At 72.6% G+C, this 19104-nt stretch carries 16 protein-coding genes; 5 read left to right on the forward strand and 11 right to left on the reverse strand.

Annotated features, from left to right (window positions below; genetic code table 11):
- Positions 1–5: 5 nt before the first annotated feature.
- A complete protein-coding gene (locus tag BH708_RS06610; RefSeq protein ID WP_076807566.1) occupies positions 6–1304 on the forward strand; it encodes a DUF58 domain-containing protein in 1299 nt (432 codons plus the stop codon).
- Here BH708_RS06610 and BH708_RS06615 read toward each other — a convergent pair.
- The gene (locus tag BH708_RS06615; protein WP_157235791.1) at positions 1271–1720 is read right to left on the reverse strand and encodes a trans-aconitate 2-methyltransferase; all 450 of its coding nucleotides are present in this window, start codon (positions 1718–1720) and stop codon (positions 1271–1273) included. The two genes, BH708_RS06610 and BH708_RS06615, sit on opposite strands and share 34 nt — an antisense overlap.
- Before the next feature lie 58 nt (positions 1721–1778).
- The gene (locus tag BH708_RS06620; RefSeq protein ID WP_076807570.1) at positions 1779–2774 is read right to left on the reverse strand and encodes a stage II sporulation protein M; all 996 of its coding nucleotides are present in this window, start codon (positions 2772–2774) and stop codon (positions 1779–1781) included.
- 116 nt (positions 2775–2890) lie between these two features.
- Here BH708_RS06620 and BH708_RS06625 point away from each other — a divergent pair, with 116 nt between their 5' ends.
- Complete coding sequence (locus BH708_RS06625; RefSeq protein WP_076807572.1) at positions 2891–3742, forward strand: RDD family protein; 852 nt, start codon at positions 2891–2893, stop codon at positions 3740–3742.
- A gap of 32 nt (positions 3743–3774) precedes the next feature.
- On the opposite strand, the gene BH708_RS06630 is transcribed toward BH708_RS06625, so the two are convergent.
- Entirely contained in the window at positions 3775–5511 is a 1737-nt protein-coding gene (locus BH708_RS06630) for a phosphomannomutase/phosphoglucomutase (RefSeq protein ID WP_076807574.1), read from the reverse strand.
- Positions 5504–5905 carry a DUF3499 domain-containing protein gene (locus BH708_RS06635; RefSeq protein WP_216639508.1) on the reverse strand — a complete coding sequence of 134 codons (402 nt, stop codon included), beginning with the start codon at positions 5903–5905 and terminating at the stop codon, positions 5504–5506. The genes BH708_RS06630 and BH708_RS06635 overlap by 8 nt, the downstream gene beginning before the upstream one ends.
- An 84-nt stretch (positions 5906–5989) precedes the next feature.
- On the opposite strand from BH708_RS06635, the gene BH708_RS06640 reads away from it, so the two are divergent.
- Entirely contained in the window at positions 5990–6445 is a 456-nt protein-coding gene (locus BH708_RS06640) for a metallopeptidase family protein (RefSeq protein WP_076807577.1), read from the forward strand.
- Between the two features lie 42 nt (positions 6446–6487).
- Here BH708_RS06640 and BH708_RS06645 read toward each other — a convergent pair whose 3' ends face one another.
- The 3 genes from BH708_RS06645 to BH708_RS06655 are packed head-to-tail and all read right to left on the reverse strand — an operon-like array spanning position 6488 to position 11849.
- Complete coding sequence (locus BH708_RS06645; protein WP_253705497.1) at positions 6488–8125, reverse strand: DUF5719 family protein; 1638 nt, start codon at positions 8123–8125, stop codon at positions 6488–6490.
- A complete protein-coding gene (locus tag BH708_RS06650) occupies positions 8118–11507 on the reverse strand; it encodes a hypothetical protein (RefSeq protein WP_076807579.1) in 3390 nt (1129 codons plus the stop codon). The genes BH708_RS06645 and BH708_RS06650 overlap by 8 nt, the downstream gene beginning before the upstream one ends.
- Before the next feature lie 12 nt (positions 11508–11519).
- Positions 11520–11849, reverse strand: coding sequence for a WhiB family transcriptional regulator (locus BH708_RS06655; RefSeq protein ID WP_076807581.1), 330 nt, complete (start codon positions 11847–11849; stop codon positions 11520–11522).
- 142 nt (positions 11850–11991) lie between these two features.
- Between BH708_RS06655 and cofE the strand changes: the two genes are divergently transcribed.
- Together cofE and BH708_RS06665 are read left to right on the forward strand one after the other, a co-directional pair.
- The gene (cofE, locus tag BH708_RS06660) at positions 11992–13260 is read left to right on the forward strand and encodes a coenzyme F420-0:L-glutamate ligase (protein ID WP_083713336.1); all 1269 of its coding nucleotides are present in this window, start codon (positions 11992–11994) and stop codon (positions 13258–13260) included.
- Positions 13257–13982, forward strand: coding sequence for a TIGR03089 family protein (locus tag BH708_RS06665; RefSeq protein ID WP_076807583.1), 726 nt, complete (start codon positions 13257–13259; stop codon positions 13980–13982). Before cofE ends, BH708_RS06665 begins: the two co-directional genes overlap by 4 nt.
- A gap of 18 nt (positions 13983–14000) precedes the next feature.
- Here the strand turns inward: BH708_RS06665 and BH708_RS06670 are convergent, their stop codons facing one another.
- The 4 genes from BH708_RS06670 to glf are packed head-to-tail and all read right to left on the reverse strand — an operon-like array spanning position 14001 to position 19051.
- Positions 14001–14771 (reverse strand): ABC transporter ATP-binding protein, encoded by a 771-nt coding sequence (locus BH708_RS06670; protein ID WP_076807585.1) that lies wholly within the window; start codon positions 14769–14771, stop codon positions 14001–14003.
- 13 nt (positions 14772–14784) lie between these two features.
- Positions 14785–15729, reverse strand: a complete 945-nt coding sequence (locus tag BH708_RS06675; RefSeq protein ID WP_083713338.1) for an ABC transporter permease — start codon at positions 15727–15729, stop codon at positions 14785–14787.
- Complete coding sequence (locus tag BH708_RS06680; protein WP_076807587.1) at positions 15726–17834, reverse strand: glycosyltransferase; 2109 nt, start codon at positions 17832–17834, stop codon at positions 15726–15728. The genes BH708_RS06675 and BH708_RS06680 overlap by 4 nt, the downstream gene beginning before the upstream one ends.
- A gap of 59 nt (positions 17835–17893) precedes the next feature.
- On the reverse strand, positions 17894–19051 hold the full coding sequence (gene glf / locus BH708_RS06685) for a UDP-galactopyranose mutase (RefSeq protein ID WP_076807589.1): 1158 nt from the start codon (positions 19049–19051) through the stop codon (positions 17894–17896).
- Between the last annotated feature and the right edge of the window lie 53 nt (positions 19052–19104).

Raw genomic sequence — 19104 nt, forward strand, 5'->3', positions numbered from 1 at the left:
GAGGAATGAGGATCTCGCTGACCCCGCGTGCGGCCCTGGCCGCGCTGCTCGCCCTGCCCGTGGTCGTGCTGTGGCCGATCTGGTGGGTGCTGCCGGCACTGCTGGCGGCGTGGGCGCTGGTCGTGCTCGCCGACGCCCTCGCGGCCCCGAACCCGAGGTCGATCCGGGTGCGCCGCGAAGCGCCGATCCAGGTGCGGCTGGGCCAGGAGGTCAGCGGTCGGCTGCTGCTGACCAATCCCACGCGGCGCGCCGCCTCCCTCGAGGTGCGCGACGCCTGGAACCCCACCGCCGGACTGGCGCAGCAGCGGGCCGCGCTGCACGTCCCGGCGCTCGAACGACGAGCGATCGGTCAGTCCTTCACCCCCACCCGGCGCGGGGAGCATCGCTCGCGGGTGCTGCTGATCGCCTCCCGCGGGCCGCTGGGCCTCGCCCGCCGCACCGCCCGGGCCGAGGCGCCCGGCCGCCTGCTCGCCCTGCACCCCTTCGGCTCCCGCCGCCACCTGCCCTCCCGGGTGCAGCGGCTGCGGGAGATCGAGGGCCTCGCCGCGATCCACCAGCGCGGCCAGGGCACCGAGTTCGACTCGCTGCGGGATTTCGTGGACGGCGATGACGTGCGCTCGATCGACTGGCGGGCCACCGCGCGGCGCCGCAGCGTCGTGGTGCGGACGTGGCGCCCGGAGCGGGACCGGCACGTGCTGATCGTCGTGGACACCTCCCGCACCTCGGCCGGGCGCCTCGGGGAGGCGACCCGGCTGGATGCCGCCTTCGATGCGGCCCTGCTGCTGACGGCGCTGGCCGGGCAGGCCGGGGACCGCGTGGATCTGCTGTGCATCGACCGCATCCCGCACGTGTCGGTGCTGGGCCGCTCCCGCACCACGGTGCTGAACGACATGGTGACCGCGACCGCGGCCGTCCATCCCGCGCTGGTGGAGACCGACTGGGAGCGCGCCGCCGCCACGATCTCCCAGCGGGCCCGCCGCGGCTCGCTGGTGGTGCTGCTGACCCCCGTCGAATCCTCCGTGGTCCACACAGGTCTCCTGCCCGTGGCAGCGCGCATCGCCAAGGATCATCCGCTGGTGGTCGCCTCCGTCTCCGATCCGGCTCTCGAGGAGCTCGCCGCCGGCCGCGGGGACCTGGAGACGGTGTACCGGGCGGCGGCCGCCGAGCAGGCCCGCATCGAGCGGGGCGGAGTCTCCCGTGCGCTGGAGCGCGTCGGGGCGCACGTGGTCGATTCTCCGCCGGAGCGGGCTCCGCAGTCCCTCGCGGACGCCTATCTGGCGCTGAAGGCCGCCGGGCGGCTCTGAGATCGCCGAGCGATCACCTGGTAGGTGTGCCAGTGCTTGGGGCCGGCGAAGGAGGCCCCGTCGCGCTCGACCTCCGACATCGAGAGCAGATCGAGCCCTTCGAAGAGCGCCTCCGCCTCCGGTCGTGCGAGATAGGTGCCGTCGGTGCTCGCCCAGTCGTCCCGGTCGCCGAACAGGTCCACGGCGAGCACCCCACCTCGGCGCAGTGCCCGCCTCACGGCATCCCAGAGGACGTCGAACTCGGCTCTCGGGACGAACGGCAGTGAGGCGCAGGCCAGCACCAGGTCGGCCGACGGGAGTTCCGTGACCTCGGCCAGGTCCGCGGTGATGTGCTGCACCGGTTGCTCGGCGGCGAGCTCCGCCATAGCGGCGCTGACGCTCGGATCCACGTCGTCGGCGTGGACGGTGGACCTCATGACGGAGCAGTAGCCACGGAGACGCGACAGGAGTCGCCGCAGGACGTCCAGCGTCCTCTCACCCGGCGGTGGCGACGCTGTCGCCGACCATCACCTCGGACAGGTCGCCGGTGATGCCGCGGCGGTGCACCTGAGCGCCGCGACCGAGCATGAACACCATGAAGGCCAGCCACGCCGCGGCGCCGAGGCCGATGCGCACCGCGGCCGGCAGGCCGCTGGGCGTCACGAAAGCCTCCAGGAAGCCGGAGATCAGCAGCACCGGCACCAGACCGATCGCGACGGTGACCAGGGCACGGGCGGCCTGGGACAGGGCCCACATCCGGGGCAGCGGGCCCGGACGCACCCAGGCCCAGAAGGTGCGCAGGCCGGCGCCGGCGCCGACCAGCACGGCGGTGATCTCGAGCAGCCCGTGCGGAAGGATGTAGACGAAGAAGGTCCCCAGGCCGCCGTAGGCGCCCATCACCCCGGCGGACAATCCGATGTTCAGCCCGTTCTGCAGCAGCATGACCACCGGCCAGATCCCCGTCGCGCCGAACACGACGGCCTGGACGGTGATCCAGGCGTTGTTCGTCCACACCTGCGCGGCGAAGCCCGAGGCCTCGCCCTCGAAGTAGTAGGAGACGAAGTCGCGCTGCACCAGGGAGCGCTGGGCCGCCTCGGGCACCACCAGCTCTCTCGCCACCGGGTCCAGGCCGAAGTACAGCCCGGTCACGACGGCGGAGAGCAGGAAGATCCCCGCGGCGAGCGCGACGGTCCAGCGCGCCGCGTACAGCGCTGCGGGCAGGTCCTCCCACAGGAAGGTGCGGGCGTGCTTCCACAGAGGGATGCGGGCGCCGGTGATCCGCAGTCGCGCGCGGTGGACCAGCAGCGACAGGTGCGCCGTCAACGCCGGGTCCGGGTTCGTCGACCGCACCGTGGACAGGTGGGTGGAGGTCTCCTGGTAGAGGGAGATCAGCTCGTCGGTCCCGGCCGCGTCGAGGGTCCGGGCCCGGGTCAGGGTCCCGAGCCGTTGCCACTGCGGCCGGTGCACGGCGATGAATGCGTCGGTGTCCACGGTCTCAGCGTAGGACGCCGCCGTCGCCCGGACCGCCGACGAAAGTCGGAGCCGACTCGGTCGGAAGCCGACGCTCGACGCTGACCCCGGCTGCCTCGCGGTGTCAGGATGGAGCCATGACGACGACGGGCTCCGCGACGGCCACCCCGGCCGGCCTCGACCGCGAGGCGGTGATCACGGGGGATGCGGTGCTGCTGGACCTGCGCACGGCCTCGTTCGCCGCCCGCATGCTTGCTGCCGTGATCGACGGGGCCCTGCAGCTGGGGATCCTCGTCCTCGGCACGGTCGCGGTCGCCGTCGCCGCGGCGCGCGCGGACCTCGACGACGGCCTGGTCGCCGCCGCGATCCTGTCCGCCTCCGTGCTCGCCTACGTCGGCTATCCGGTGCTCAGCGAGCTGCTGCTGCGAGGGCGTTCCGTGGGCCGCCTGGCGATGGGCACCCGGGTGGTGCGGGATGACGGCGGACCTGTGCACGTGCGGCAGAGCCTGATCCGCGCCGTGATGGCGATGCTGGAGATCTGGTCGACCGCCGGGTCGCTCGCGCTCGCCTCGTCCGTGATCGATCGCCGCTCCCGCCGTCTCGGTGATCTGCTCGCGGGCACTGTCGTGATCCAGGAGCGCATGCGCGATCTCGAGCCCGAGCGGGTCGAGGTGCCCGAGGCGCTGACGTCCTGGGCCACCACGGCGGACGTCGGCAGGCTTCCGCTGACGCTGATGCAGGACATCCGCTCGTTCCTGCCGCGCTCGAGGTCCATCCACCCCACCTCGCGGCGGCAGATCTCCCGCGATCTGCTGCATCGCACGCTCCCGCACGTCGCGCCCGCGCCGCCGCCGGGCACGGATCCCGAGGAATTCCTGGCCGCCGTGGTGGCCGAGCGGTCCCGACGGGACGAGGCACGCCTGCGGCGTGCCCAGGACCGTCAGGTGGAGCTCTCGGCCGAGGTCCGCGCGGTGCCCTTCAGCGCCTGACGGGACGCGGCGGCGCAGGGCGACGGGGAATCTCAGAGCGCCGGCGGATCCGTCCGCCCGGCGATGAGCACCGGGATCCCGCCCTCGATCGGATGCCGACGGGCGCACTGTGTGCACCGCAGTGCCGCCTCGGCGCTCGCCAGCGGGCCTCCGCAATCGGGGCACCGCAGCCGCGACCGCAGCCAGCCGGGCACCTCGGCACCGCCCGTGCCACCGGCCGTCCCGGCGTCGACGGCCGGCGTGAGTTCCGCGGCGGGCGCCCCCCGGCGGGCGGCACTGGTCCCCGTCGCCGCGACCCCGCCCTCGGCACCCGCGAGATCCTCGTCCTGCACGATCGCGAGGATCTCGTCCCGGATCCGGATCATCGTGGTCTCGCGCTCCGCCTCGACGTTCAGCCGCAGCAACGGCTCGGTGTTCGAGGAGCGCAGTGAGAACCACCAGCGGTCCTCGGGGCGGGCCTCCTCGTGCCAGTGCTCGACCGTCAGCCCGTCCAGGTCGTCCGTGCTCACCTCGGGAATCCGGGCCACGTGGTCGCGCACCCGCTCGCGCGCCGCGGCGGCGTCCCGCACCCGGGAGTTGATCTCCCCGCTGGAGGGATAGGGGTCGTGCTCGGCGAACAGGGCGGAGGCCGGGGCGTCCGTCTCGGCGAGCGCCGCGAGCACGTGCAGAGCCGCGAGCATGCCGGAGTCGGCGTAGAAGAAGTCCCGGAAGTAGTAGTGCGCCGAATGCTCGCCGCCGAAGACCGCATCGTGCTCGGCCATCAGCGCCTTGATCAAGGAGTGACCCACCGGGGCGCGCACCGGCTCCCCACCGGCGTCGCGCACGGCCTCGCCGACGTGACGGGAGGAGACCAGGTTCGCGACCACGGCGGGGCGCTGCTGGCCGGCGGCGCGGGCGCGGGTCACCTCGCGCCGGGCGATGAGCGCCGTCATTGCCGAGGGCGGGATCGGGGTGCCGGTCTCGTCGAGCACCACGCAGCGGTCGGCATCCCCGTCGAAGGCGAGGCCGAGATCGGCTCCCTCGGCCACCACGGTCTCCTGCAGTTCGCGGAGGGTCTCGCGGTCCAGCGGGTCGGCGGGGTGGTGGGGGAAGGTCCCGTCGAGCTCGAGGTGGAGCCCGATCAGCTCGACCTGGTCCAGCGTGCCGAGCACCGCCGGCGCGGTGAGCGCGGCCATGGCATCGGCGGCGTCGACCACCACCCGCAGTCGGCGCCGATCGGGAACGGCCACCAGCTCGAGGAGCGTCCGGACGTAATCGGGGAGGGTGTCCAGCTCCTGGGTGCGGCCCTCACCGCGGACGGGGATCTCCCCGGCGTCCAGGTAGGCCTCGGCGCCGCGGCGGATCTCCTCGAGCCCGGTCTCGCGACTGACCGGGCGGGCCTCGGGCAGGCACAGCTTCAGACCATTGTCCGCGGCGGGATTGTGCGAGGCGGTGACCATCACGCCGGCCGCGTGGTGGAGTCCGGAGGCGCAGTACAGCTGGTCGGTCGCGGACAGTCCGGCGTCGGCGACGATCGCCCCGCGGCGGACGGCCCCCTCGATCACGGCGCGGGCCAGCTCGGGAGAGCTCAGGCGCATGTCGTGGGCGACGATCAGCGCCGGGGTTTCGAGGTGGTCCGTGAAGGCGGCGCCGAAGGCGCGGGCCACCTCGACGGTCAGCTCCTGGCCGGCGATGCCGCGCACGTCGACGGCCGTGAGGATCCCGGAGAGATCTGCGCGATCCGCGTGGCCGGTCCGGGACGCGACGGTCGGGCCGGTGGGCTCAGTCATGCGTGTTCCTGATGACATGCAGGTGACGGCCTGGCTGCTCGTCCTGATCGGCGGAGTCCCGCGGTGCCCGGGGCGACGGCTCGGGACCGGGTCCGGGCTCCGCGGTGGGCTCCACCCGGGGCCTGACGGCGTCGGCGAGGGCGACCAGATCGTCGCTGACCTCACTCCCGCTGCCGGGTACGCGCAGCAGTTCCCACCCCCGCGGCGCGGTCATGCCCGTGGCGTGCTCGCGGCACAGGTCGTAGGCGTGCGGTTCGCTGCTGCGCGACAGCGGCCCCAGCACCGCCGTCGAGTCCTCGTACACGAAGGTCAAGGAGCTCACGGCCGGTCGCGAGCAGGCGGTTCTGGAGCATTCACGAGCTGGCACGTCCAGCAGTGTACGCAGGCCGCGCACCGCCTCGTCGGCGGCGCGCCCGGACCAGGATCCGCGACTGGATCGGACCGGGGAGGGCCCGGCCGCGAGAGCTAGGGTTGACCCATGGATGTCGAACCGCTCCCCTCCGCCTCACCGGGCCCTCGCCCCGGGCCGCGGCGCCGTGATCGGCACGGGCGCGGCCGGCGCTGGGACCTGATCCCCCCGCACCTGCCGGGGTACCGCACGCGTCGGGACCAGTTCGACGACACCGTCGCCGAGGCGGGGGCGGCGCTGACCGAACGGTTCCCCCGTCGGCTCGCGCATCTGCAGGTGCTCGTCGAAGAGGTCCCGCCGTCCGATCCCGCCCCCTGGGAGGACGCGACCGTGCTGCTGGGCCGGGCGCTGCCGCCGACGCGCGAGCATCCCGCGCGGGTGATCGTCTATCGGCGCCCCGTCCAGACCCGCTGCCTGGATGACCTGGACGTGGAGACGCTGGTGCGCCAGGTGCTGGCCGAGCAGATCGGTTCACTGCTGAGCATATCCCCGGAGGACGTGGACCCCGAGGCCTGGCTCGGGTGAGTCCGCCCGCCGCGAGCCTGCACCTGCTCGGCGAGCCTTCTCCTACTCGGCGAGCCGCACGGTCACGTTCTCGGCGTCCAGCTGGGCGGAGGGCACCGGCAGGGAGGAGATGAGCTCTCCGCCGGCCCCGTCCGACTCGCGCTGCATCCATCCGGCGTGGACAGCGCCGGGGACGCTGGGCACGACCGTGACGGCACGGGTGCGCGTCCCGTCGATCGCCAGCTCCTGCCAATCGATGACCCGGGAGGTGCCTGCGGCGAGCTCGACCTCGACGGGGGTGCCGGCGTTCCCCTCGGCTCCGATCGGCACCACGGTGACGCTCGCGTCCTGGGTGGCGGCCAGGGTCAGCGCACCGACCGCGCCTTCCTGCGGCAGGGCCAGCAGACCGCTCGTGCTCAGGGCGGGGGCCGGGCTGACCAGTGCGAAGTCGATCGGTGCCCCGACGGTGTCCCCCGGCAGGTCCTGGCCGGTGGCCGCGGTGCGGGCGACCGCGAGCACGGGGTCCTGGGAGCGGACCGAGATCGAGTAGGTCCCCTCGCCCAGGGAGGTCAGCGGCACCGGGACCACGGCCCCGGCGGGGACGTCGACGTCCTCGACGGCGGCGTCGGCGATCGGGCCGTCCGGCCCGGTCACCTCGATGGTCGCCGTGGTGTCCGCGCCGCGGGGGTTGGCCAGCACAGCGGTGGGCGTCTCCCCGGTGACCTCGAGGCCCGGCAGCACGTGCTCGACGGAGGCGGAGGGCAGAGGGGAGAGGATCTCGGCACCGCCGGGGGTGAGACCGTCGCGTTCGGTCGTCTGGACGTGCATCGACAGCGGGGCGCCGAGCACCGAGGCGTGCACCCCGATGGCGTCGTGGCCTCCGGCCACGGACTCCAGCAGCACCCGCTTCTCCTCCCCGGGGGCGACGACGACCTGGCTGCGCCCTTCCATCGGGGCGGGGCCGTCCTCGGTCCAGATCTGCACCGAGGCGGTCGCCGGGCGCTCGGTCGGGTTGCGCAGGACGAGGACGGAGCTGTCCCCGGTGCCGGTCGAGACGCCAAGGAAGGAGGCGTCGGTGGTGGGCTCCTCGCAGCGGGTCAGGGCCAATGAGCGGAAGTCCCCGCTGGTGGTGGCGCTGGACTGCACGGCATCAGCGACGGGACGGGAGCCCTCGGCGGTGGCCGCCCGCACCGACGGGGTCCGCTCGCTCCGCCCGAGCGTCTGGACGCCCACCCCCAGGCTCGAGGTCGCCGTCACGTCCTCGAGGGTGCTCCCGTCGGCGTCCATGGTGGTCAGGGACGGAGCGCGGGCGCTGCCGTCGGCCTCCTGCAGCGTCTCGGAGCCGCTCACGGTGCCGAACAGCAGCGAGGAGTCGGTCTCCAGCGCCACGCTGTTCAGGCCGATCGCATCGTTCGGCGGGGTCAGCGCGAGCTCGTCGTCGGCCCCCTCGGTGAAGAGTCCCTCCGGGACCTGCAGCGGTCCCGGGCAGCGCAGCGTGCTCGGCCCGGGCTGGGACTGGGTCTCGGCCCGGGTCACCGTGGTGGTCCCGGGCGGGGGCGACACGGCGACCGCACCGACAGCCGCGGCCAGGGGGATCAGGGCCGCGACGGCCAGCACCGGGCGCGCCCGTCCGCGGCGCGGGGTCCGGTCCCCGGAGACATCGGCCGCATCCTCCAGGGGGCCGGGATCGTTCTCAGCCATACATCTCCTCCGCGGAACGGGTGCGCACGCGCCAGGGGATCGAGATCAGCACGGTCAGGGCGGTGGTGGCGTACAGCAGGATCTGCCACAGGGTCCGGGCAGGCTGCTCGCGATGGATGTCGATGTGCCCGCTCTCCCCGGCCGGGACGGTGAAGCCCTGGGCCCAGTCGTCGACCGCGACCGGTTCGAGCTCGGTGCCGTCGAGGGTCGCCCTCCACTGGCTGTCATGGCGTTCGGACAACAGCACGGTGCGTTCCGCGTCGGCGGCCGGGACGTCCCCGGAGGCGCCGATGACCCCGCTGGACAGGGCGGTGGACTCCTCACCGCCGAGCACGACGGCGCGCGGCGCCGCATCGATCACGCGCCACATGCCGCCGCGGCTTCCCTCGGTGACCTTCTCCAGCAGCGTGGAGGTGTCCAGGCTGGACATGAGCTTCGCCTGCGCGCCGGGGTCCCCCTCGACGACGACGTAGGCGATGGCGAGCGCCGAGGTGGCCTGCTCGCCCTCGGCGCCCGGGTCCGCGCCCGTGGACAGCATCCGTGCCACGGCCTGCCGCAGGGCGGCGTCGGCGGGATCCTCGTCGATGGCCGCGCCGGTCTCGGCGGTGTCCGCGGCCCGGGCATCGGTGATCGCGGCGTGCTGGATCACCGTGTCCCCGCCGTGGACGACGAGGCGGGCGGTGACGGAGGCGTCCTCCTGCTGCTCCAGCACCAGCACCCGGGAGCGGGCATCGGTGCGGCCCTGGTCGGCGGCGGCCGCGGGGACCGCACCGCCCTCGACGCGCTCCAGGCGGAGCTGACCGGGCAGCAGCAGCGTCCACCCGACGACCGTGACGACGCAGACGGCAGCGACCAGCCCGCCGATCAACCCGGTGATCGCGCGTCGTCCGGGGCCGTCTCCCGCCTCACGCCGGGCGAGGGCGTCGAAGCTCGCCGCGGCGCCGACGGACAGGGCCAGCAGCGTCGCGCTCAGGAGGGCGTGCAGAGGGGCCGGGGCCAGCTGGTCGCCGGCGACGGCCACAGGGGTCTCCCGGACCAGCAGCACGGTCATCAGGCCCACGGCGGCCAGCAGCACGCTGAAGCGGCCCGCCCGGCCGGCGTTCCCGGCGAGGCACGGGGCGACGAGCGCGCCGAGGACGACGGGGGCCACCGGGAGCATCGGCAGCAGCAGCGCGCCGGTCGCCCCGAGCACCGGGGTGAGCTGGCCCTCGAGCCCGTGCGCGACGGGCCACAGCCCGAGCAGGTCGGTGGTGGTCGCTGTGCCGGGACGGGCGGGCACCCCGCTGACGGACAGCAGCGTCTCAGGATGGCCGAGGTAGACGGGCAGATACGGGGCGTGAAGGGCGAGCGAGGGCAGCAGCACCCACAGCAGGCGCAGCCGCCGCCCCGGCACCGTGAGCGCGATCAGGGCGAGCGCGATGGCCGCCAGCAGCACCAGAACGGGCTGGACCGCCCCGATCACCAGCAGCAGCAGTCCCCCGGCGGCGGCCGCGGAGACGCTCGCCTGGGATGCCTTGTGGGGCAGGCCGACGGCTCGCCCCACGGCGAGGGCGAGCAGCGGCAGCAGTGCGTGGACCAGCATCAGCGGCCAGGACCCGACGACGAGGGCCGCGATGAGGGAGGGGGCGAGCGCCCAGACCGTCGCGATCACCAGACGGGCGCCGACGGCGCGGGTGATCGCCCCGGCCGCCCACCAGGCCGCGAGCGCGCTGACCGGCACCACCGCGAAGACGACGCCCTCCACCAGGGTCGAGCCGGTGATCGGCAGATGGCCCAGCAGGCGCAGCAGCGGATCGCCCGGTCCGCGCTCCCCCAGACCGCCCGGGACCCACGTGGACCAGGCGGCCTCCCAGGCCGCGGGCCAGTTCTCCGGCAGCGCGCGCAGGCCGGGCCCGGTCAGCTCGCCCCGGCCGAAGAGACCGCGCAGCGCAGCCAGGCCCAGCACGGTCGCGGACAGGGCCACGACGACGCTCCAGAGAACGTGGCGGCCGTAGTCGGCGTCGTCCACGCCGTGGTGGGTCCCGGAGATCCCCCAGGTGGTGCGGCGGATACGACGGCGACGATCGTCGTCGGCGAACACGCGGGTCCAGACGTCCTCGAGACGTCGGCGCGCCCCCTCCCCACGAGGCAGGTACAGGGGGGCGAGGCGCCCGGCAGGCACCCGGGCCCGGCGCCGGTCGCGCAGCCCCCGTGCGAGCACCCGGCGCACCCGCGGCATCGCCGCCGCCCAGGCCCGCAGCTCCATCCCGGCCCGACGGGGCTGGGAGGCGGCGAGGGACCCGGCCATGCGGGCGAGCGTGAGCAGAGGAAGCAGCAGGAGCAGTCCCAGTGCCATCACCAGGGAACGGTGCTTGAGCTGGACCAGCATTCTGCCGGTGCCCTGCTCGCGCAGCCGTTCGAGGCGGGGCCGGGTGGGTCGGGGGAACAGCACGCGGGCGGCGGACTGGACCGCGACCCGCTCTCCGGAGCGCCACACGCGTCGGCACAGGTCGATCTCGGCCCATGGGGCGGGGAGGTCGGGGTCGAGACCTCCGACCTCATGCAGCGTCTGCTCGCGGATCAGCATCCCGGGCAGGGCGACGGCGAGCACGTCCTGGCGCCAGTCGGCCTGTCCCTGATCGATCTCACCGGGGTCGACACCGGTGATGATGCGTCCGCCGTGGGTGAGGGTGAGGCCGACGTCGACGAGCACGTCGGCCCCGTCGGCGGTCAGGTCCTGCTCCCGCTCCTCGGCGTCTGCCGCGTCCGCGGCGGGCCCGGGGTCGCTGCGCCGGACGCGCTTGGCACCGACCACGCCGGTCGTCGGGGCCTCGGCGACCATCGCGAGCTGCTCCGCGAGCGCCGTCAGCGCCGGGGCGGAGCCGTCGACGACGAACCACAGCCAGCTCTCGTCGTCGGCCCCCGGGGTCAGACCGGCGCGGCGTCCGGGTCGGGAGCGCTCCTCACGCAGCCGTTGCGGGATGCGCGCGAGGTCCTCGGCCTGCTGGGTGCGCCGTCGCTCGACGGCGGCGCTGTCGACGGCGCGGGCCCGGCGGCCGCTGCGACGGTCCTCGCCGTCCGTCCCGGAGGATTCGTCGTGCCCGTCGGCATCGGTCTCCTCCGGCGCGGCCTCGTGGCTACGGGAGAGATGGTCGAGGGCCTCGCGCATCGCGCCGGAGCGCCCGATGGAACCGGCCGTCATCAGGATGTCGTCGACGGTGCCGTCCCCGAGCTGCTGGTCGAGAGCGGCCAGGACGGTGTCGGGGAGGTCGGTAGGGGCGAGGACCAGCAGCCGGTCGGCCGGCCGGCTCTGCCCGACCAGCGCCGCGATGCACGCGCGATAGGACCGTTCGGACGTCGTCCCGCTCAGCAGGACGACGGCGGTGACGTGGGACCGGCTCACCGGGGGACGACGTCAGACCGCCCGGCGCTTGAGCTTGCGACGCTCACGCTCCGAGAGTCCGCCCCAGATCCCGAAGCGCTCATCATTCTCCAACGCGTACTCGAGGCACTCGGCACGCACCTCGCAGGAGACGCACACCTTCTTCGCCTCACGCGTCGAACCGCCCTTCTCCGGGAAGAATGCTTCCGGATCCGTCTGCGCGCACAGGGCTCGCTCCTGCCACGACATCTCGACATCCTCGACGTCCTGCCATGAGATGCCCGCATCGTCGGCGCCCTGCCCGGCGAGGTCGAGCAGGGACAGCTCCGCACGTGCGTCATCCTTGACATGTTCGTCGTCCATCGCCACCTCTCCTTCCACTGCTGAGTGACCACCGAAGGCCTGTTGCGGCCCTAAAATACACCCGTGTAGTTATGGGGCGTCAAGCGCGCTCGGCGCGCCACGCCTCCCGAGTCCGGCCGAATCACATCCCCGGGAGGTTCCTGTGACCCCGACACAGAGTCCGCAGGTCGCACCGTCCGCGAGCGCCGCAGCGGGCCGCCCGCCGACCCCGGGAGCGGTCCAGGTCCTGCCCGTCCACGGTATCCCGGAGATCCGCGAGGGCGATGATCTGGCGACCCTGCTCTCCCCCGCGCTGGAGGCCCTGGGGGCCCGCGACGGCGACGTGCTGTGCGTCTCGACCAAGATCGTCTCGAAGGCTGCCGGGCTGCGGGTGGCCCCCGAAGAGCGGGAGGCGGCGGTCGAGGCCGGCGCGGTGCGGACCGTCGCCCGCCGCCGCCACACCCACGTCGTCACCTCGGTGATGCAGATCCCCTCCGGGCCGGTGATGGCCGCCGCCGGGGTGGATTCCTCGAACGCTCCCGACGGGCCCCTGCTGCTGCCCGAGGACCCCGACGCCTGTGCCCGACAGCTGCGAGACGCGCTGGCCGAGCAGCTCGACCTGCAGCTCGGCGTGCTGCTGACGGACACCTCCTCCCGGATCTGGCGCGTGGGGGTGGGGGACATCGCGCTCGGCGCCGCCGGGGTCGCCTCCCTGCAGGACCTGCGCGGGGACGTCGACGCCGACGGTCGCCCGCTGAGTGTGACGGTCCGGGCGCTGGCCGACGAGCTCGCTGCCGCCGCGGACCTGGTCAAGGGGAAGTCCGGCGCCGTGCCCGCCGCGCTCGTGCGCGGGGTGCCGGCGGCGACCGTCGCCGACGTCCCGGCCCGCGACCTCTCCCGCACGGGGAGCGAGGACTGGTTCCGTCGACCCAGCCTGGAGTCGGTATGGGTCGCCCTCGGGCTCTCCCCCGCCCAGGAGCCGATCGCGCGGATGTCCCCCGAGCCCGCGGCCGACCGCCTGCGCCGCGCGCTCGAGGTGGCTGCGCTCCCCCGCCCCGGGGCCACGGCCCGCCGCGCGAGGGCACGCCTCGTCCCGCCCGCAGGTCGGGACGCAGCTCTCACCGACCGATCGGACGGGATCCCGGGCCCCGGGCAGCCGGGCGACGCCTCGGCGACCGACGACGAGCCGCTCCCGGACGGGCCCGACGCACCGAGTACCCCGCCCGCCGTGCGCATCGACATCGAGGCCCTCGGCACCGAGCCCGCGGACTGGATCGCCGCCGGGGAGCTCGCCGAACGGGTGCGCACCGCCCTGGGCGCGGAATCGATCGCCGCCCCCCTGCCGCCCGTGCAGATCGAGATCACCCAGCCCCCGACCTCGAACCCGAACCCGACCCCGACCCCGACCCCGACCCCGGAGGATCTCCGATGAGTTCCCAGACGTCCATCCAGCTGCTCACGGCGCTCGAGCGCAGCGGGCCCCGTCCCGCTCTGGCCTGGTACGGGGAGGCCGCCCGCATCGAGCTGTCCGGGCACGTGCTGGCCAACTGGGTGATCAAGTCCATCGGGCATCTGCACGATGAGCTCGCCCTCGAGCCCGGGGAGGCGGTGGTGCTGGACCTGCCCGCGCACTGGAAGCGTCTGGCGCTGGCCCTGGCGGCCTGGTCGCTCGGCGCGGACGTGACGGTCCTGGACCGGATCGCAGAGCACGAGCACGAACACGAGCACGAGCACGAGCACGAGCACGAGCACGAGTCTGCTCCCGCGGGCCCCCGCGTGGTGGCGACCGACCGCCCAGACTCCGCCCTGGCCGCGGACGCGGACGAGGTGCTGGCCCTCGACGCGGTCTCGCTCGCGCCCCGTTTCGGGGGCGCACTGCCCGTCCTGGCCCACGACTGGGTGGCGGAGGTGCGCGCGAGCCCGGATCAGCTGGGCGTCGACCTGCCGGCCTGGAGCGGTCCGACGCCCAGCCTCTCGACGCAGGTCGCCGACGGGACCGTGCCGCGGCTCCTGGTCGCGGGCGACGGGCTGGCCACGGCCCCCGCGGTGTTCGCCGCCCTGCTGGCCGGGGGCGGGATCGTCGGCCCGGAGGTCGCGGTCGGCGAGGACCGCGCCCAGGAGGAAGCGGTCACCGCGCGCGCGGGCGGCGACTGACCGCTGCGACGGGGCTGCTCAGTCGGCGCGCAGGGTGGCGACGGCCTGCTCCGGGTCCCCGTCGAAGACGATCGTGCCCCGACGCAGCACGACGATGCGCGTGCACAGCTTCTCGAGCATCTCCAGCTCATGGGAGACCACGACCATCGTCCGCCCGGCCTCCTGGAGCTCCCGGATCCGCTCCAGGCACTTGCGCTGGAACGGCTCGTCACCGACCGAGAGGATCTCGTCGACCAGGAAGATGTCCGGATCGGTGTGCACCGCCACCGAGAAGGCCAGCCGCAGGAACATGCCCGAGCTGTAGTACTTCACCTCGGTGTCGATGAACTCCTCGATCTCGCTGAAAGCGACGATCTCGGCGAACTTCGCGTCGATCTGCTCGCGGTCCATGCCGAGGATCGCGCCGTTGAGGTAGACGTTCTCGCGGCCGGACAGATCGGGGTGGAAGCCGGCCCCGACCTCGATCAGACCGGCCACCCGCCCGCGCAGCTGCACTCGTCCGCGATCGGGGAACAGCACCCCGGAGATGGTCTTGAGCAGAGTCGACTTCCCCGAGCCGTTGAAGCCGATCAGCCCCACCGTCTCCCCCGCGTGCACGGTGAGGTCCACGTCGTCCAGGGCCAGGAAGGTGTCGGCGAGCTTCTTGCGCTGCAGCGCCGAGAACACCAGCTCCTTGAGCGAGTGGTCATGCCGCAGGGAGAACTGCTTGGTCACGTGCTCGACGCGCACCATCTCCACCTCGGTGGGGACGGCGGCCGAGGTCGGGACGTCCTGCGGATGGGGACTCATCACGGCGCTGCCCTCACAGTTCCTGCGCGAAGCGCCGCTTGGAGCGCTCGAAGACGACGGTGCCGAGGACGAACGTGACCCCTGCGATCAGCAGACCGGCCCACCACAGGCCGAACGGCTCCCCGGGAGCCATCAGCGCGGGGTCGTTCGCGACCCCCTCGACGACCGTGGGGGAATAGCGCCAGAAGGCGACGTGGAACAGCTCGACGACGATGGTCAGCGGGTTCAGCTGGTACAGCCACCACCAGATCGTCCCGCCGATCGACTCCTGGACCATCGTGATCCGGTACAGCACCGGGGACAGCCAGGTGGCGACCATGACCAGCAGGTCCACGAAGTTCTCGACGTCCCGGAAGGCGGCGTTCAGAGCGGCCGCGAGCATGCCCAGCCCCATGGTGAAGATCAGCAGGATCATCATGCCCACCCCGAACGCGACCAGCGCGGTGGGCGAGGGCAGCCAGCCGAACAGCAGCGCCCCCACCACCAGCACCAGCAGCTGCGGCACGAAGTGCACCAGCGCCACGATCATGGACGACCAGGGGAACAGCTGACTGGGCAGGTAGATCTTCGAGACCAGCGGGGCGTTGCCGGTGATCGACCGGGTGGCGTTGCCGAACACCTCCCCGAAGAGGTTGATCACCACGATCCCGCTGAACAGGTACACCGCATAGGCCGGGGTGCCCTTGTTCAGCTCCAGGAAGACGCCCAGGGCGATGTAGAAGACGATGAACTGCACCGCGGGCTTCACGTAGCTCCACAGCATGCCGAGCACGCTGCCGCGGTAGCGGACCCGCAGCTCCTTGCGCACCAGCAGCCTCAGCAGGAACCGCTCGTGCAGAGGGTTCAGCCATCCTGCGTCCTGCCCGGGCGCCCGCCACCCCTGCGCCTGCTCGGCCCGGGAAGGACGCCTTCCTGCGGGGGGCCGAGCGGCTGCGGGGGGCCGTGCTGCCGCGGTCACGCCGGTGCGTCCCCGGTCCCTGCGCCCACGGCGGGACCCCCGTCCCCGTCACGGACCCGGTCACGATCGCGCACGGGGGCGGGGTTCTCGGCGAACGTCCGCTCCCAGGCCTCGAAGGAGGTGATGCGCTGGGCGGCCTCCCGGTAGGCGCGCTGCAGCTCGGGCCAGCGGCGGTGGAGCTCCACGTGCGCGCCGATCGCGCCGGCCAGCATCGATCGCACCTGGCGGCGGTCCCGCTTGTACCAGGAGACCTGGGTGCCCTCCGCGTTGGAGACCAGGGCGCTGTCATAGGCCGACAGGCGCCACCACTTGGCGTCGATATGCGCGATCGCGGCCTGCGGGTATTCCTCGGAGCGGGCCTTCGGCGGCTTCACCAGCTGCTTGGCCAGGGTCTTCGCCGTCCAGGCGGGCAGCAGCGGACGGGCCGGCTCGGTGAAGGGCCGGCCCTTGCGCGGCGGCTTGTCGAGCCGGACCGGCGGATAGTGGTCGACGTCCTTCTTCGCGGAGGCGTCGTCGAAGTCGGCGGCCATCGCCCGGATCTGCGGCAGCTTGGTGCCGATCGACGGATGCAGCGCGTCGGGCCCCTCGAGCACGTCCCGCTGGGCCATCAGCCGCCCCGACTCGGTGTAGTACTGCATGGAGATCAGGTGTTTGACGTCCATGAACTGCGATTCCTTGATGACGCGGCCACCCCGCTCGTACGGGGAGTGCAGCAGTGCCGTGATGATCCGATTGCGCTCGTGGAAGTAGGCCTGCCAGCCCACCAGATCGTCCTTGTCGATCCAACTCATGTGCCATACGCCGGCGCCCGGCAGCGACACCGTCGGGTATCCCGCCCGCTTCGCGCGCAGACCGTACTCGGCGTCGTCCCACTTGATGAACACCGGCAGGCTCAGCCCGATCGTGCGCACCGTCTCGGTCGGTATCAGGCAGCTCCACCAGCCGTTGTAGTCCACGTCCGCCCGCCGGTGCAGCCACGGGGTCGAGCGCAGCGGCGAGGTCGAGAAGTCATGGCCCAGGACAGCTTCGGGGTCCGGCAGCGAGGGCTGGATCCGCCAGGGATCGACGACCTCGCCGAAGGTGTGCAGCACCGAGCGGTTGTTGAGGTCGAACATGTGCGCGCCGACGATCGTGGGGCGGGTGGCGAAGTCGGCGAAGGTCGTCATCCGGATCAACGACTCCGGCTCGATGACGATGTCGTCGTCGCAGTTCATGACGTAGGTCGAGGCGCCGGCGGTGGCAGCCTCGTACATGCCGCGGGAGAAGCCGCCGCTGCCGCCGATGTTGCCCTGCTCGATGATCCGCAGCTGGCCGTCGAGCTCCTCCTGGAGCTCTGCGAGCTCGCTCATATGGTCGCGCAACCTGTCCGAGCCCTGGTCGACCACGTACATGACGTCCAACAGCCCCCGCAGGTCCGGGTCATCGGCGATGGTGCGGATGTTCTCCAGGCAATAGGGCACCTTGTTCATCGTCGTCATCGAGATCGAGAAGGTGCCCTCGGTGCGGGCGAGATCGGCGTCAGCCGTCCACCGCGCCCCCAGGATCGTGAGATCCTCCTCCCCCGAATAGGCGTCGAACCAGTACCAGCCGCCGTCGCCGAAGGCGGTCAGGGGCAGGTCGAAGACGTGCTCGGCGGGGCCCGAATCGACGGTGCGCGAGGTCTGGCGCTGCAACGTCCCGCGCGCCGTCGAGCGCATGACCACCAGCTGGCCCCGGCCCGCGGTGCGGATGCTCAGCCGGATCGAGCGCACCGGCGTCCAGCGTCGCCAATAACTGGCCGGGAAGGCATTGAAGTAGGTGCCGAAGGACCGCATCGAGCGCGGCGGGATCTGCACTGCGTACCGGTCGTTGAGTTCGGTCGCCTCGACGTGGACGTGGGGGGCCGGGCGGGCTGCGTCCGTGGTCGCCCCCGCGCCGTCGCGGTCGGTGCCGCCGAGCCCGAAGGAGCCGCCGGTGACGCCGGAGCGCGCGTCTTCCGCCTCGATGTACAGCGGGACGATGTCCGGGGACGCCTCCATGGGCATGATCAGGCGCTGCAGCAGCCGCTGCGGCGGGACCTCGGGGGTCTCGTCGGTGCCGCCGGATGCGGCAGGGATCGCGTTCATGATGCTCCTCGTCGGCGCTTCTGGGATGCCCCGGGCGGTTCCTGACCGGGACCGTCGTCTCACGCCCGCAGCAGATCGGGCAGCTTGTTGTCGGCCATGGACAGAGCGGAACCGATCGCCATGTGCATGTCGAGGTACTGGTAGGTGCCCAGGCGGCCGCCGAACAGGGTCCGCGGCTCCGCGTCGGCGAGCTCGCGGTAGGCCAGCAGGGTCTCGCGGTCCGAGCCGGAATTGATGGGGTAGTACGGCTCGTCTCCCGATTCGGCGAAGCGGGAGTACTCGCGCTGGATCACCGTGCGGTCGGTGGGGTAATCGCGCTCCGGGTGGAAGTGGCGCGGTTCGATGATCCGCGTGTAGGGGACCTCGGCATCGGCGTAGTTCATCACCGAGGTGCCCTGGAAGTCCCCCACGTCGTGATGCTCGGTCTCCAGATCGATGGTGCGCCAGCCCAGCTCCCCCTGCTGATAGTCGAAGTACCGGTCGATGGGACCGGTGTAGACCACCGGGATGTTCCCGCGCACGGCCTCCTTGTTCAACGGCTGCGAGGTGTCGAAGTAGTCGGTCTCGAGCTGCACCTCGATGTTCGGGTGGTCCGCCATCCGCTCGAGCCACGCCGTGTAGCCCTGCGTGGGCAGGCCCTCGTACTTGTCGTTGAAGTACCGGTTGTCGTAGGTGTATCGCACCGGCAGCCGCGAGATGATCGAGGCCGGCAGGTCCTTGGGATCCGTCTGCCACTGCTTGCCGGTGTAGTTCTTGATGAACGCCTCGTACAGCGGACGACCGATCAGGGAGATCCCCTTCTCGTCGAGGTTCTCAGGGTTCGTGCCGGCCAGCTCGCCGGCCTGCTCGGTGATCAGCGCCCGCGCCTCGCCCGGGGAGTAGGCGGCCCGGAAGAACTGGTTGACCGTGCCGAGGTTGATCGGCATCGGGTACACCACCCCTTGATGGGTGGTGTAGACCTTGTGCTGGTACCCCGTGAAATCCGTGAACCCCTTCACGTACTCCCAGACCCGAGGATTCGAGGTGTGGAACAGGTGGGCGCCGTACTTGTGGACCTCGATCCCGGTGACCGGATCCGCCTCCGAATACGCATTGCCGCCGAGGTGGGGACGCCGGTCGATCAGAGTCACCTTCGCACCGTGCTCGGCGACCGCGCGCTCGGCGATGGTCAGCCCGAACAGGCCGGTGCCCACGATCAGGAGGTCAGGAGTCGACACAGGGGGTCCTTTCGATGGGTGCGGAGGGTCCGCTGGGAACCTGGTCACCGTAA

This window comes from Brachybacterium sp. P6-10-X1, assembly GCF_001969445.1.
Lineage (GTDB): Bacteria > Actinomycetota > Actinomycetes > Actinomycetales > Dermabacteraceae > Brachybacterium.